This is a genomic window from Streptomyces tailanensis (assembly GCF_008386495.1).
Taxonomy (GTDB): Bacteria; Actinomycetota; Actinomycetes; order Streptomycetales; family Streptomycetaceae; genus Streptomyces; species Streptomyces tailanensis.
The window spans coordinates 70,508-84,207 of the sequence record NZ_VTHJ01000043.1; the positions used below are offsets into that span (position 1 = coordinate 70,508).

The window sequence follows — 13,700 nt, forward strand, 5'->3', positions numbered from 1 at the left end:
AGGGCCCCGCACGCTGGCACCGTACCCGGCGTCCCAAATCGCACGGCCAAGGTAGCCCGGACGGCCTACACCACCGCAAGCCCAGACGCCGCTCATCACACGATCGAGCTAATCCACCCTCGTGCACACTCCTCGGCGAACAGTTGGCAACCTCTTCACCGTTGCGACGCCAATGGAGATCGCCGACCTGCTGCTGGGGACCACCCCCGAGCAACTCGGCACCGAGGAGCACATCGAGCGGCTGAGCGGCCTCCAGGACAAGGAGACGGGCCTGGTGCCCGAGTCCGGGGAGCAGGTTCCCCCCATGGACGCGGACGGCTTCATCGGCGAGGGCGCTCCCCTGTACCACGTACTGTCCGTGGGCTACGCACTGGACCTCCTGGGCGCGTCCTTCCCCCAACCCGTCTACGGCGTACGGAACATGACGGCCGATCAACTCGTCACCCGCCTGGAAGGGTTGCCCTGGCGCGACCACGCCTGGGGCGCCGGCGTCTGGATCGACACCTGGGCCACGGCCGCCCACTGGAACCTCCGCCACCCGGACGGCGGCGGGGTGACCCCGGGCTCCCTGGAAGGCCTCTTCGGCTGGCTGCTGACCCGGGCGGACCCCTGGACCGGCATGTGGGGCAGCCCTTCGACCGCCACCGCACGACTCCAGGTGGTGAACGGCTACTACCGGCTGACCCGCGGCTCCTTCGCCCAGTTCGGAGTGCCCGTCCCGCACCCGGAGCGGGTCGTGGACGCGGTGCTGGACCATGCCCGTGACACCCGCTACTTCGGCGCGGGCCGCGAGAACGCCTGCAACGTCCTGGACGTCGCCCATCCACTGTGGCTGTGCACCCGGCAGCTGGGCGGCGGGGGCGGACGCGACGACGGCTACCGGTCCGCCGAGGTCCGCTCCTGGGCCGAGCGGCAGTTGACGGCCGCCTTGACCCGCTGGCAGGACGGAAGGGGCTTCGGATTCGGACCGGGTACGGCGGGTCCGGGGCCGGAGGCGGGCTTGCAGGGGACGGAGATGTGGCTGGCCGTCGTCTGGCTGCTGGCGGACCTGCTGGGCCGCTCCGACGCGCTGGGTTATCGGCCTCGGGGGGCACCGGCCGGAGCCGGGTGGTGCGTGTGTGCCGGTCGGATGAGGCGGGGCTGCCGACCAACTCCGGGGCTGGTTCCAGGGGTTGGCGGCCACCAGGAACCGGTGGCCGCCGTCAACGTGCGGTCGCGACCGCCCCCTTCGTCAAGCCGCCCCGTCCTTCGGAGTCGCCACGGGGGCGGTGAGGTCCTCTTCCTCCGGGAGTTCCTCGACGTCGACGCCGCGGACCTGGGCCAGTTCGTGCTTGAGGGCGGCGAGTTCGGTGCCGCCGGCCATGTGGTTGGTGAGTTCTTCGAGACTGACCTGGTCGCGGGCGGCGGAGAGTTCCATGGTGCCCAGGCGCAGGACGCTGAAGTGGTCGCCGACCATGTAGGCGTGGTGGGGGTTGTGGGTGATGAAGATGACGCCGAGGCCGCGGTCGCGGGCGGCGGCGATGTACTTCAGCACCACGCCCGACTGCTTCACGCCCAGGGCGGCGGTCGGCTCGTCGAGGATGAGGACGCGGGCGCCGAAGTAGACGGCGCGGGCGATCGCCACGCACTGGCGCTGGCCGCCGGAGAGGGTGCCGATGGGCTGGTCCAGGTCGTCCAGGACGATGCCCATGTTGCGCAGTTCCTCGTCCGCGGTCTTCTTCATCTTCTCGATGTCGAGGCGGCGGACCGGCCAGGGGCCCTTGGTCATCTCCGAGCCGAGGAAGAAGTTCCGCCACACCGGCATCAGCGGGACGGTCGCCAGGTCCTGGTAGACCGTGGCGATGCCGGCGTCGAGAGCCTCGCGCGGGGTGGTGAAGCGTACGGCTTCGCCGTCCACGAGGAACTCGCCCTCGGTGTGCTGATGCAGACCCGAGATGATCTTGATCAGGGTGGACTTGCCGGCGCCGTTGTCGCCCAGGACGCAAGTGACGCGGCTGGGGTGGACGGTCAGGTTCACACCGTGCAGGGCACGGATGTTGCCGTACGACTTGCCCGCACCGCGCAACTCCACGACCGGCTTGTCAGGGCCGGGTGCCGCGTCCTTGACCGCGGACTGCGCGGCGGTGCTTCCGTTGGTGTCAGTCATGGGTCCTCACCTCCGGGTCGCCTGTTGGCGGACCCACAGATTGACGAGGGCGGCGAGCAGCAGCATCACGCCGAGGAACGCCTTGAACCAGTCGGGGTTCCAGTTCGCGTAGACGATGCCCTGGTTGACCATGCCGAAGATGAAGGCGCCGATGACCGGGCCGATCGCGGAGCCGTATCCGCCGGTCAGCAGGCAGCCACCGATGACCGCGGCGATGATGTACAGGAACTCGTTGCCCACGCCCTCGTTGGACTGCACCGTGTTGAACGAGAACAGCAGATGCATGCCCACGAACCAGGCACCGGCGCCGACGCCCATGAACAGGGCGATCTTGGTGAGGTTCACCGGGACACCCACGGCGCGGGCGGAGTCCTTGTTGCCGCCGACCGCGAAGATCCAGTTGCCGAACTTGGTGCGCAGCAGCAGCCAGGTCGCGATCCCGGCGAAGACCAGCCAGTAGAAGATCGTGACCTTGAAGTCCACGCCGCCGATGGACACTTCGGAGGCGAAGACGCTCTTGGCCTGGTCGAAGCCGTCCATGTCGGCGATCGAGTCACTGGCCACGTTGCCGGTGAAGATCTTCGTCACCGCCAGGTTGGAGCCCTGGAGGATCAGGAACGAGCCCAGCGTGACCAGGAAGCTGGGCAATCCGGTCTTGATCAGCAGCCAGCCGTTGAACGCACCGACCGCCAACGACACGACCAGCGCGACGAAGACACCCGTCCACACATTCATCGTCAGCTGGAAGCTGAGGATCGCGGCGGTCAGCGCCGACGTCGTCACCGCGACACCGGCGGACAGGTCGAACTCGCCGCCGATCATCAACAACGCCACGGGCAGCGCCATGATGCCCATCACCGACGCCTGGTAGAGCACGGTCGCCAGCGAGCCGGCCTCGCGGAAGGAAGGGGCCGCCGCGAAGAAGAACACGTACACACCGATGGCGGCGATGAGCGCGCCAACCTCGGGGCGGGCCAACAGGCGGCGCCCCAGGGAGCGTTGTGCGGTACGGCCGTCCTTCTGGGTGGCCGGCGGAGCCGGCGGCGAGGAGCTCGCCGCCGGTGCCGTTGCTTGGGTCATGATCGGATCACCGGGTGCCCTTCGCGGCGAACGAGGCGATCGTGTCGACGTTGTCCTTGTCGACGAAGGCCGGCCCGGTCAGGACGGGGGCCTCACCGCCGCCGCTGTAGTTGCCGTTGTTCTTGTAGAGCCACAGCGAGTCCACGGCCAGGTAGCCCTGGAGGTAGGGCTGCTGGTCCACGGCGAACTCGATGTCGCCCGCCTTGATGGCGTCCGTCAGCTCCTTGTTCAGGTCGAACGTCGCGACCTTCGCCTTGCTGCCCGCGTCGTCCACCGACTGCACGGAGGTCAGCGCGATCGGGGCGCCGAGGGTGACGACCTCGTCGATGGAGGTGTCCTGCTTGAGCTTGGCGGTGACGGTTGACTTCACCGACGGCATGTCGGTGCCGTTGACGTAGAGGTTCTCGGTCTCGCCCTCGAACGTCTTCTTCACACCGGCGCAGCGCGCCTCCAGCGAGACGTTGCCCTGCTCGTGGATCACGCAGACGGCGTGCTTGGCGCCGGTCTCGTTGAGCTTCTTGCCGAAGGCCTCACCGGAGACCGTCTCGTCCTGCCCGAAGAACGAGAGCAGCCCCTGCTCCTGCCACACGTCCATACCGGAGTTCAGACCGACGACGGGTATACCGGCCTTCTCCGCCTTGGCTATGACGTCCTTCATGGCGTCCGGCTTGGCGAGGGTGACCGCGATGCCGTCGACCTTCTGGTCGATCGCGTTCTGGACGAGGTTGGCCTGGTTGGCCGCGTTCGGGTCGTTCGAGTAGACGAGCTCGACGTTATCCTTGGCAGCTGCCGTCTCGGCGCCCTTGCGGACGATGTCCCAGAAGGTGTCGCCCTGCCCGGCGTGGGTCACCATCGCGACCTTCATCTTCGGGGTGTCGGCCTTGCCCGCGGAGGCGTTCGTCCCGCCCTCCTCGGCCTCCTTGCCGCCGGATTCGCTGGAGCATCCCGCGATGAGCAGCGCGGATGCCGCGGCCAGCGCGAAGAAGGGGGCCACTCTGCGGGAGCGGGGGTGAAACGCGCGGTCCATCTTTCCTGCACCTCACTGTGCGACAGGGGGAAAGGGAACGGGACAGCGTCGGGCGGGGGTGCCCGCGCGGGCCCGGACGTGAAGTCCGGATCATTGTGCCGGTAGGCCGACTGCGCGGTGTCGTCGGGCTCTCGCGCAGGGGTCTTCCGTTGGGACGGGATCAAACCCCTGGCACACCCGCCTGTCAATACTTTGTTAAGACATCATTTCACGAGCAGGTCTTTATGTCAGTACAAAGTCTTGACAGGGGCTCACCCTGGGCCCTACACCTGGCATACATCCGGACCCGAGCGCCCGCATCCCTACCAGCCAACATGTAAGGACAACGCGATGACAGGGGTTCCTGTCATCCAGACGGACGGATACCCTCATAGCGTGACCAGTGCGACCACAGGGAGTACACAGGGCCTCGACCTCAGCGTCGACCGGAGCAGCCCGGTGCCGCTGTACTACCAGCTGGCCCGGCAGCTGGAGTCCGCGATCGAGCACGGTGCACTGGGCCCGGGCAGCCTGCTGGGCAACGAGATCGAGCTCGCGGGCCGCCTCGGCCTGTCCCGGCCGACCGTGCGGCAGGCCATCCAGTCGCTGGTCGACAAGGGGCTTCTCGTACGGCGCCGGGGTGTGGGCACGCAGGTGGTGCACAGTCAGGTCAAGCGGCCGCTGGAGCTGAGCAGCCTGTACGACGACCTGGAGGCGGCCGGGCAGCGGCCCACGACCCGGGTGCTGCTGAGCGAGGTCCGGACCGCCTCCGCCGAGGTCGCGGCCGCCCTGGGGATCACCGAGGGCGCCGAGGTGCACCTGTTCGAGCGGCTGCGCCTCACCCACGGCCAGCCGGTGGCGTTCCTGTCGAACTACGTCCCGGCGGGACTGCTGGACCTCGGCACCGAACGACTGGAGTCGACGGGCCTGTACCGGATGATGCGCAACGCCGGCATCACCCTGCACAGCGCCCACCAGACCGTCGGCGCCCGGAACGCGAACGCCGACGAGGCCGAGCGGCTCGGCGAGCCCGAGGGTGCCGCCCTGCTCACCATGCAGCGCACGGCGTACGACGACACCGGCCGCGCCGTCGAGTACGGCAGCCACATCTACCGGGCCTCCCGCTACTCCTTCGACTTCCAGCTACTCGTCCGCAACTGACCGTCTCCGCAGGGGAGTTGTTCAGAGGCTGACCCACGCCCCCGACTCCGCCGAGCGGCTCATTGCGTCCAGTGCGGTGGCGCTGCGCACGGCGTCGTCCAGGGTGGTGCCGTACGGGGTGCCCTCGGCGATGGAGCGGAGGAAGTGGTACGCCTCGATGACCTTGAGGTCGTCGTAGCCCATGGCGTTGGCGGAGCCCGGCTGGAAGGCGGCGTACTCGCCGTGGCCGGGGCCGACGTAGAGGGTGCTGACGGCCTGGTCCTGGTAGGCGTCGCCCTTGCTGACGGCCAGTTCGCCCATGCGGCGGAAGTCCCAGGAGACGGCGCCCTTGGTGCCGTGGATCTCGAAGCCGTAGTTGTTCTGCTCGCCGACGGAAACCCGGCAGGCCTCCAGGACGCCTCGGGCGCCGGAGGCGAAGCGGAGCAGGCAGTTGACGTAGTCCTCGTTCTCGACGGGGCCGAGTTCGCCGCCGCTCGCGCGGGTGTGCCCGGCGGTGGCGCCGGTGGGGCGGGCGCGTTCGGGGACGAAGACCGCGGTGTCGGCGGTGAGGGCGGCGATGTCGCCGAGGAGGAAACGGGCGAGGTCCACGCCGTGCGAGGCGAGGTCGCCGAGGACCCCGCTGCCGCCGCGCTCACGCTCGTACCGCCAGGTCAGAGCGCCCTCGGGGTGGGCGGCATAATCGCTGAAGAGGCGGATCCGGACGTGGGTGACGGTGCCGATCTCGCCGGCGGCGATCAGTTCGCGGGCGGCGGCGACGGCGGGCGCGTTGCGGTAGTTGAAGCCGACGGCGCCCTGGACGCCGGCCTTGGCGACCGCGTCTGCCACGGCGCGGGCGTCGGCGGCGGTGAGGCCGACAGGCTTCTCGATCCAGATGTGCTTGCCGGCCTCGGCCATGGCGACACCGATCTCCCGGTGGAGGAAGTTCGGCGCGGTGATGCTCACGGCCTGGACGCGGGGGTCGGCGGCCACCTCGCGCCAGTCGCGGGCGGTGGCGGCGAATCCGTACCGCTCGGCCGCCTCCTCCGCCCGCCCCGGGACCTCTTCGGCGACGGTGATCAGCTCCGGCCGTACGGTCAACTGCGGGAAGTGGTGTGGCACGCGGGCGTACGCCTGGGTGTGCACCCGTCCCATCCAGCCGAACCCCACGACGGCGACACCGAGCGCACTCACCATGACTGCCTTCACCTTTTGGACCGGTCCAGAACGGACGTACGCCGCTCACCTTGCGGGGCCAACTTCGCGACTGTCAAGCCCTTCAAGCCCTCGCGGGTCCTTGTAAGGGCTTTGACAACGACGACCCCCTATGGAACGGTCCACGCCATGAGACCCCCGACGATCCGCGATGTCGCCGAACGGGCCGGCGTGTCGAAGTCACTGGTCTCCCTGGTGCTGCGCGGCTCCGACCAGGTGCGCCCCGAGAAGCGGGAGGCCGTGCTGACGGCCGTGGACGAGCTGGGCTACCGGCCGAACGCCGCCGCGCGCAGCCTCAGCGAGCGCCGAACCCGCACGGTCGGCGTCCTCCTCAACGACATGCGCAACCCCTGGTTCGTGGAGCTGCTGGACGGTCTGAACGCCCGGCTGCACGACAACGGTCTGCGCATGCTGCTGGCCGACGGCCACCTCAACCGGCGGCTCGGGGAGGACCTCACCCGCACCTTCACCGAGCTGCGGGTCGACGGCCTGATCGCGGTCGGCACCCTGCCGCCGTCCGAGGCCCTGCGCACGGCGGCCGGGCAGATCCCCACGGTGGTCGCGGGCGCCCGCGAGCCCACGCTCCCCCATGTGGACGTCGTCGCGGGCGACGACCAGCACGGCGCCCGGCTCGCCACCGAGCACCTCATCGGCCTCGGCCATCGCCGCATCGCCCACATCACGGGCGACGGCGTGGTCGGCGCGCTGCGCCGCCGCAGTTTCGAGACGGTCATGCGTGAGCACGGCCTGGCCGACACGATGGCCGTCGAACGCGGCGACCTCACCGAGGAGGGCGGCTACCGCGCCACCGTCCGCCTGCTCAGCGCCCCCGAACGCCCCACCGCGATCCTGGCGTTCAACGACATGGCCTGCGTGGGCGCGCTCTCCGCCGCCGAGGAGCTGGGCCTGCGGGTGCCGCACGACCTCTCCCTCGTCGGCTACGACAACACCTCCGTCTCGCGGCTACGGCACCTCTGGCTCACCACCGTGGACAACGCCAGCCACGACGTCGGCCGCGGCGCCGCCCAGTGCCTGCTCGACCGGATCGCCGACCCCGGCCGCCCGGCCAAGGTCGTCCTGACCACCCCGACTCTGGAGATCCGCGGCACCACGGCCGCCCCACCGGCCTCCCGCTGAACCGTCAACTCGGCGGCCGGCAGCGGTCGTCCGGCGCGACCGCCGTCCAGATGCGCCGCCCGATGTCCTTCAACTGCCGCTGCTGCGCCTTGGTGAGCGAGTCGAACACATAGCGCCGTACGGCGTCCGCGTGCCCCGGCGCGCTCTCGACGACCTTCGCGTATCCGGCGTCCGTGAGGATGGCCAGGGTGTAGCGACCGTCGTCGGGATCCGGCGTACGGCGCACCCAGTCGCTCTTCTCCAGCCGCTTCACCAAGTGGGACAGCCGGGACAGCGACGATCCGGCGTGCGCGGCCAACTCGCTCATCCGCAGCGTGCGTTCCTCGGCCTGGGAGAGCATCGACATCACCAGATACTCCACGTGACTGATGCCCGCGTCCCGCTGCAACTGCGCGTCCAGCGCGCTCGGAAGCCTGATCATCACCCCGGCCAGCGCGAACCAGGTCTCCATCTCCTCAGAGGTCAGCCAACGCGACTGCGGCGGTGTGTCCATGGCGCCCACTCTACGTGCACATTGAAGGGATCAAATGCCGGATGACTTGACTGTTCAACTGGACACGCCTAACTTGACCCATGCGCCAACTTTAATGTTCAACCCGAGAAGCGGACCGAGGCCGCCCATGAACGTCACCCTGTGGATCATCGCCGGACTTCTCGCGGTGCTCTTCCTCGCCGCCGGCCTGATGAAGAGCACCCAGCCGAAGGAGAAGCTCGCGTCCTCCGGCATGGACTGGGTCGAGAGCTTCTCCCCCGGCGCGGTCAGGACCATCGGCGCCCTGGAGGCCCTGGCGGGCATCGGCCTGATCCTGCCCGCCGCCGTGGACATCGCCCCGATATTCGTCCCGCTCGCGGCGACCGGCCTGGTCCTCGTCATGATCGGCGCGATGATCTTCCACGCCCGTCGCAAGGAGACCCAGGCGATCCTCATGAACGTGGTGCTGCTGGCGCTGGCGGCCGTGGTGGCTTGGGGCCGGTTCGGGCCGTACGCCTTCTGATACGTACGCCTTTGATGTGTACGGCTACTGTGCCGCTGCCCGACGTACGTCCACGGCGGTGAGCGCCAGGGCCAGCAGGCCCGGCGCGAGGAAGGCGAGCGGGAGCAGCATCCAGGCGCACAGGGCGGCGGCCGCCAGGGCCAGCAGCACCAGGCCGCTGCCTCCCACGTCCCGTACAGCGTCCCGCGCCGCCCTCCGTACGGCCTCGGGCCAGTCGGTGGTGGACTCGGGGCGGGCGCAGGCGCGGAGGGCGACCACGGTGGCGCAGGTGGTCACCGCGGCGGCGAGGAGGGCGAAGGCGAGGGCGCCCGGGAGTCCGGCGCCGGCGAGGGCGAGGTCGACCAGGACGAGGGCCAGCGCGGCGAGGGTGACGAGCCCGGCGGCCAGGTCACCGACGCGCAGGCGCCGCCTCAGCTCCGCGAAGAACCGCCCGGCCGTGGCCGGGCGGCCCTCCCGCGCTCCCCGCAGCACCGCGCACGCCGTCGACAGAGTCGCGGGCAGGGTCAGCAGCGGCAGGCTCACCACCGCCACGGCGATACCCACGCTCAGCACGTCCGCGAACAGCGTCATCCGGGGCCCGAAGACCTCGCCCGCCTCCCGGCTGGTCCGCACGCCGCTCACCCCTTGATCCCGGAGTTGGCCATGCCCTCCACCAGGAACCGCTGGAAGGCGAGGAAGAACAGGACGATCGGCAGCAGCGCGATCACCGACATGGCGAACATCGGACCGAAGGCCGAGGTGCTCGACGCGTCCACGAACGACCTGAGGGCCAGCGTGAGCGTGAATTTCTCGGGCGAGAAGAGATAGATCAGCTGGGTGAAGAAGTCGTTCCAGGTCCAGATGAAGGTGAAGATCGCGGTCGTGATCAGGGCGGGTCGCGTCAACGGCAGAATCACCAGCAGGAAACTCCGGAACGGTCCGCAACCGTCGATCCGCGCCGCCTCCTCCAGTTCCCTCGGCAGTCCGCGCATGAACTGCACGATGAGGAAGACGAAAAAGGCTTCCGTGGCGAGGAATTTCGGCAGGATCAGCGGCCAGTAGGTGTTCACCATGCCGAGCTGGTTGAAGATGATGTACTGCGGGATCAGTACCGCGTGATGCGGCAGCATGATCGTCGCGATCATGAAGGCGAAGAGCGGGCCCCGGAAGCGGAACCGCAGGCGGGCGAAGGCGTAGGCCGCGAGGGAGCAGGATAGGACGTTGCCGACGACCGCGCCGCCGGCGATCAGCAGGGAGTTGCCGAGCAGCCGGCCGACCGAGATGTCGTTCACGCCCTCCAGCGCCGTCTCGTAGTTGGACCATTCCAGCCGGCCGGGCAGCAGGTCGAGGCTCGCGATGACCTCGTCCGCCGGCTTCAGCGAGGTCGCCAGCAGCCAGGCCAGCGGGTACAGCATGACGAGGAGCGCGGCCAGACAGCCGGCGTGCAGGGCCGCACGGGCCCATGCAACGGGCATGCGGACGGCGGGAGTTGAGGTGGTCGTGGTGGTCATCGGTCCCCCTCGGAGGCGTAGAAGACCCAGGAGCGGGACGTGCGGAACAGGACGGCGGTGACCACGCCGATGACGATCAGCAGGACCCAGGCCATGGCGGAGGCGTAGCCCATGTGGGAGGCGACGAAGCCCCGGTCGTAGAGATAGAGCGTGTAGAAGAGGGTGGAGTCAGCGGGGCCGCCCTTGCCGGCGCTGATCGCGAAGGCGGGGGTGAAGACCTGGAAGGCCTGGATGGTCTGGAGGACCAGGTTGAAGAAGATCACCGGCGACAGCATGGGGACCGTGATCGACAGGAACTGGCGCCACCTTCCCGCGCCGTCCACCTCGGCCGCCTCGTACAACTCCCCCGGGATCTGCTGGAGTCCGGCGAGGAAGATGACCATCGGGGCGCCGAACTGCCACACCGTCAGCAGGGCCACCGCGAGCAGCGCCCAGCCGGGCTTGAAGACCCAGCCGCCGGTGCCGAAGAGGTTGTCGATCGTGCCCCCGTCGTTGAAGATCGCCCGCCAGACGAGGGCGATGGACATGGAGGCGCCGAGCAGGGAGGGGGCGTAGAACGCGGAGCGGTAGAAGCCCTTGCCGCGCTTCATGTTCTTCAGGGCGAGGGCCACGATGAGCGCGAGGGCGAGTTGCAGGGGGACGGCGATGACGACGTACGTCAGGGTCGCCACGACCGAGCGCCAGTAGCGCGGGTCCTCGGTGAACATCTGCGTGTAGTTGCGCAGGCCCACCCAGTTCGGGGAGTTGAACAGGTCGTAGTCGGTGAAGGAGAGGTAGAGCGAGACGGCCATGGGGAGCAGCGTCAGGACGCAGGCCCCGAGCACCCAGGGCGAGAGGAACACCCATGCGGCGCCCTCGCGGCGTCGGCGCGGGGGCTTGCGTACGGCGGCGGCTTCCGGGGCGGGTGCGGCCTTCGGCATCTGTGCGGTGGTCATGACCTCAGCTCCGCCTTCGCCTCGGTGATGTAGTTCTCGGCGGCCTCGCGGGGGGACATCCGCTCGTACGACACCTGGTCGTAGTCGCGCATGAAGGTGGTCTGCAGCGCGGTGTCGCCCGACGGGGGTGCCTGGGGCGGGGCGTCGAGCTTGCCTTCGACCGTGGCCTGGTAGTCGTAGATGGTCTTGTCGAAGTCCTTGAGGTCGGCGGCGATGTCCTCGCGGATCGACTCGTTGACGGGGATGCCCCGGGTCGCGCCGAGGATCTTCGCGGCGTCCTTGTCGTTGAGCATGAAGTCGACGAGCTTCGCGGACTCCTCGGGATGGCCGGAGTCGGCGGCCACGCCCATGAACATGGAGGGCTTGAAGTACTGGCCGGGCGTGCCGTCCTCGCCCGCGGGCATGGGGGCGAGCGAGATCCCGGTGGGGACGAGGGCGAGGTAACCGCTCGCGGGGGCGTCCCAGTTGACGTCCGAGGCGGCCTTTCCGCGGCCGAGCGGGGTGTTCTCGACACTGCCGTCGAGCTGGGTGGTCTGCTCGGCGGGCGAGACGGCACCTTCGCGGCGCAGCTCGTCGGTGAAGGTCCACCAGCGGGTCAAGTCGTCGGCGGTGAAGCCGAGTTGGCGGTCCGCGGTGTACAGGGTCCTGCCCTGGCCGCGCAGCCAGACCTCGAAGGCGTCCTCGCTCTGGCCGGGATCGGTGCCGCCGGGCTCGCCGGTCCTCTCGGCCACCGTCCGCATCGCGTCGGCCCATTCGCTCCAGGTCCAGCCCACCCGGGGCTGCTCAAGACCCGCGGCCTTCCACTGCTCGGTGTCGTAGACCATGGTCTCGGTGCCACGGCCCTGCGGGACGGCGTACTGCTTGCCGTCCACCTTGCCGGTGGCGAGCAGGCCGGGCTCCAACTCGCTTGTCTTCAGGACCTGTTGCTGCTCGCTCAGGTCGAGCAGCACGCCGCCGGTGGCGTACTGGTCGATCATCCGGTAGTCGAGCTGCATCACATCGGGAGCGTCGCCGCCGGCGGCCTGCGTGGCGAGCTTCTGCTTGTAGGCCTCGTAGCCGGTGAAGGAGGTCTGTACGTCGATCCCGGGGTTTCTCTCCTCGAAGAGGTCTACCGCCGCCTGGGTCTTCGCCGCCCGGTCCGGGTTGCCCCACCAGGTGTAGCGCAGCACGACCTCGCCGCCCGCGCGAGACGACTCGTCCGTGTCCGAGCAGCCCGCGAGCACCGCGCACAGGGCCAGGACCACGGCCGTCGTACAGGACTTCCTTGTCCTGTTTCCGGGCATGAGTGGGGTCACCTCTTTCACTAGAAAGCGCTTCCACCCCCCGCATGACCCTAGGGAAGGTCCGTATGACACGACAAGACCCCGGCACCGATTCCACGCAACGCCCCCGCAGAGCCGCCATGGTGGGTCTCGGCGCCCGCGCCCGGATGTTCACGGAGGCGCTGACGGGCCCCTTCGCGGACCGGATCGACCTGGTGGAGGGCGGACACGGTGGTGGGGACGTACGGATGCTGGCCGATCTCTTCGGGGAGCGGGTTCCGGACGGGCTGGGTCGGGCGGCGGACGCGGTGGACGGGGCGCGGTCACTGGTGACGGGGCTGGCGGCGAACCGGTCACTAGAGTCCTCCACGGTCGAGACGCTGCTGGACGAGATGGAGGCGGCCGTACCATCGGAGGAGCTGGCCGCCGTGGTGGCCGAAGTCAACAAGACCCAGAAGCGGTTCGGCGCCGCGCCCTTAGGAGAGGGCGGGGTGAACCGCGTCGTCGTACCCGCCGAGGAGGTGGTCGAGGACCGCACCGTCCCGCCCACCCTGGAGGAGTTCAAGCGACAGCTGCGGGCGTTCGCAGGCATCGACTTCGGCGTGCACTCACCGCGCTAGCTGTCCCGCTTCGGCAACGCCACCCGGCAGGCCGAGCGCTACCGGGTCGGCCGGGTGCTGCTGGCCGGCGACGCGGCGCACATCCACCCGCCGACGGGTGGGCAGGGGCTCAACCTCGGTGTCCAGGACGCGTTCAACCTCGGCTGGAAGCTGGCCGCCGAGGTCAAGGGATCGGCTCCGGATGGACTGTTGGACAGCTACCAGATTTCATCGGCAGTGCATCGGCGTTCGCGCCGGTGGTGAAGCCGATCCGGTGGCTGCGGCGCGGAGTGCCGCAGTGTCGTTCCGGCGGAGCCGGACTGTGTTGTGGTGGTGAGTTGGAGAACGGATGTTCCCAGCGACAGCAGGTGTGATCGTTCGTACGATCACCGCATGCAGCTTCGGTACAGCTTTCGTCTGTACCCGGAGCCCGGCCAACGCACCGCGCTGGCACGGGCGTTCGGGTGCGCCCGTGTCGTGTTCAACGACGCGGTACGCGCCCGTGAACAGGCCCGCGCGGCCAAGGAGCCGTTCCCGACGGCCGCCGCCCTGTCCCAGCAACTGATCACCCGGGCCAAGGACACCCCCCAGCGTTCCTGGCTGGGCGATGTCTCTGCGGTCGTCCTGCAACAGTCCCTGCGGGATGCCGAAGCCGCGTACAAGAGCTTCTTCGCCTCTCTCAAGGGCGAGCGCAAGGG

At 69.2% G+C, this 13,700-nt stretch carries 13 protein-coding genes and 1 pseudogene; 5 read left to right on the top strand and 9 right to left on the bottom strand.

Annotation, left to right across the window (positions count from 1 at the left end):
* Positions 1 to 1,231: 1,231 nt before the first annotated feature.
* Genes F3T56_RS29830 through F3T56_RS29840 form a run of 3 tightly spaced genes read right to left on the bottom strand, consistent with a single transcriptional unit; the run spans position 1,232 to position 4,253 of the window.
* The gene (locus F3T56_RS29830) at positions 1,232 to 2,146 is read right to left on the bottom strand and encodes an ATP-binding cassette domain-containing protein (RefSeq protein ID WP_149828460.1); all 915 of its coding nucleotides are present in this window, start codon (positions 2,144 to 2,146) and stop codon (positions 1,232 to 1,234) included.
* A gap of 6 nt (positions 2,147 to 2,152) precedes the next feature.
* The gene (locus F3T56_RS29835) at positions 2,153 to 3,226 is read right to left on the bottom strand and encodes an ABC transporter permease (RefSeq protein WP_149828461.1); all 1,074 of its coding nucleotides are present in this window, start codon (positions 3,224 to 3,226) and stop codon (positions 2,153 to 2,155) included.
* 7 nt (positions 3,227 to 3,233) lie between these two features.
* On the bottom strand, positions 3,234 to 4,253 hold the full coding sequence (locus tag F3T56_RS29840) for a sugar ABC transporter substrate-binding protein (protein ID WP_149828462.1): 1,020 nt from the start codon (positions 4,251 to 4,253) through the stop codon (positions 3,234 to 3,236).
* Positions 4,254 to 4,628: 375 nt separating this feature from the next.
* On the opposite strand from F3T56_RS29840, the gene F3T56_RS29845 reads away from it, so the two are divergent.
* Entirely contained in the window at positions 4,629 to 5,393 is a 765-nt protein-coding gene (locus F3T56_RS29845) for a GntR family transcriptional regulator (protein WP_149828463.1), read from the top strand.
* 21 nt (positions 5,394 to 5,414) lie between these two features.
* Here the strand turns inward: F3T56_RS29845 and F3T56_RS29850 are convergent, their stop codons facing one another.
* The gene (locus F3T56_RS29850) at positions 5,415 to 6,566 is read right to left on the bottom strand and encodes a Gfo/Idh/MocA family protein (protein WP_149828464.1); all 1,152 of its coding nucleotides are present in this window, start codon (positions 6,564 to 6,566) and stop codon (positions 5,415 to 5,417) included.
* Positions 6,567 to 6,713: 147 nt separating this feature from the next.
* On the opposite strand from F3T56_RS29850, the gene F3T56_RS29855 reads away from it, so the two are divergent.
* Entirely contained in the window at positions 6,714 to 7,721 is a 1,008-nt protein-coding gene (locus F3T56_RS29855) for a LacI family DNA-binding transcriptional regulator (RefSeq protein WP_149828465.1), read from the top strand.
* 4 nt (positions 7,722 to 7,725) lie between these two features.
* On the opposite strand, the gene F3T56_RS29860 is transcribed toward F3T56_RS29855, so the two are convergent.
* Positions 7,726 to 8,214 (bottom strand): MarR family winged helix-turn-helix transcriptional regulator, encoded by a 489-nt coding sequence (locus F3T56_RS29860; protein ID WP_149828466.1) that lies wholly within the window; start codon positions 8,212 to 8,214, stop codon positions 7,726 to 7,728.
* A gap of 127 nt (positions 8,215 to 8,341) precedes the next feature.
* Between F3T56_RS29860 and F3T56_RS29865 the strand changes: the two genes are divergently transcribed.
* Positions 8,342 to 8,716: a DoxX family protein gene (locus tag F3T56_RS29865; RefSeq protein ID WP_149828467.1), complete on the top strand. Its 375-nt coding sequence runs from the start codon at positions 8,342 to 8,344 to the stop codon at positions 8,714 to 8,716.
* Positions 8,717 to 8,740: 24 nt separating this feature from the next.
* On the opposite strand, the gene F3T56_RS29870 is transcribed toward F3T56_RS29865, so the two are convergent.
* The 4 genes from F3T56_RS29870 to F3T56_RS29885 are packed head-to-tail and all read right to left on the bottom strand — an operon-like array spanning position 8,741 to position 12,424.
* Complete coding sequence (locus F3T56_RS29870) at positions 8,741 to 9,337, bottom strand: hypothetical protein (RefSeq protein WP_149828468.1); 597 nt, start codon at positions 9,335 to 9,337, stop codon at positions 8,741 to 8,743.
* Positions 9,334 to 10,206, bottom strand: coding sequence for a carbohydrate ABC transporter permease (locus F3T56_RS29875; RefSeq protein WP_172639203.1), 873 nt, complete (start codon positions 10,204 to 10,206; stop codon positions 9,334 to 9,336). Before F3T56_RS29875 ends, F3T56_RS29870 begins: the two co-directional genes overlap by 4 nt.
* A complete protein-coding gene (locus F3T56_RS29880) occupies positions 10,203 to 11,141 on the bottom strand; it encodes a carbohydrate ABC transporter permease (RefSeq protein ID WP_149828469.1) in 939 nt (312 codons plus the stop codon). Before F3T56_RS29880 ends, F3T56_RS29875 begins: the two co-directional genes overlap by 4 nt.
* A complete protein-coding gene (locus F3T56_RS29885) occupies positions 11,138 to 12,424 on the bottom strand; it encodes an ABC transporter substrate-binding protein (RefSeq protein ID WP_149828470.1) in 1,287 nt (428 codons plus the stop codon). The genes F3T56_RS29880 and F3T56_RS29885 overlap by 4 nt, the downstream gene beginning before the upstream one ends.
* Before the next feature lie 290 nt (positions 12,425 to 12,714).
* On the opposite strand from F3T56_RS29885, the pseudogene F3T56_RS49455 reads away from it, so the two are divergent.
* Together F3T56_RS49455 and F3T56_RS48350 are read left to right on the top strand one after the other, a co-directional pair.
* Positions 12,715 to 13,224 (top strand): annotated as a pseudogene (locus F3T56_RS49455) (FAD-dependent monooxygenase); the annotation flags it as partial.
* A gap of 171 nt (positions 13,225 to 13,395) precedes the next feature.
* Positions 13,396 to 13,700 (top strand): helix-turn-helix domain-containing protein (locus tag F3T56_RS48350; RefSeq protein WP_246204015.1); only part of this gene is annotated, 305 nt, incomplete at its 3' end.

What these genes read in the sequence shown, in the direction of transcription:
- F3T56_RS29830 (WP_149828460.1), bottom strand. Translation starts at nt 2,146, where the DNA reads ATGACTGACACCAACGGAAGCACCGCCGCGCAGTCCGCGGTCAAGGAC.
- F3T56_RS29835 (WP_149828461.1), bottom strand. Translation starts at nt 3,226, where the DNA reads ATGACCCAAGCAACGGCACCGGCGGCGAGCTCCTCGCCGCCGGCTCCG.
- F3T56_RS29840 (WP_149828462.1), bottom strand. Translation starts at nt 4,253, where the DNA reads ATGGACCGCGCGTTTCACCCCCGCTCCCGCAGAGTGGCCCCCTTCTTC.
- F3T56_RS29850 (WP_149828464.1), bottom strand. Translation starts at nt 6,566, where the DNA reads ATGGTGAGTGCGCTCGGTGTCGCCGTCGTGGGGTTCGGCTGGATGGGA.
- F3T56_RS29855 (WP_149828465.1), top strand. Translation starts at nt 6,714, where the DNA reads ATGAGACCCCCGACGATCCGCGATGTCGCCGAACGGGCCGGCGTGTCG.
- F3T56_RS29860 (WP_149828466.1), bottom strand. Translation starts at nt 8,214, where the DNA reads ATGGACACACCGCCGCAGTCGCGTTGGCTGACCTCTGAGGAGATGGAG.
- F3T56_RS29865 (WP_149828467.1), top strand. Translation starts at nt 8,342, where the DNA reads ATGAACGTCACCCTGTGGATCATCGCCGGACTTCTCGCGGTGCTCTTC.
- F3T56_RS29875 (WP_172639203.1), bottom strand. Translation starts at nt 10,206, where the DNA reads ATGACCACCACGACCACCTCAACTCCCGCCGTCCGCATGCCCGTTGCA.
- F3T56_RS29880 (WP_149828469.1), bottom strand. Translation starts at nt 11,141, where the DNA reads ATGACCACCGCACAGATGCCGAAGGCCGCACCCGCCCCGGAAGCCGCC.
- F3T56_RS29885 (WP_149828470.1), bottom strand. Translation starts at nt 12,424, where the DNA reads ATGCCCGGAAACAGGACAAGGAAGTCCTGTACGACGGCCGTGGTCCTG.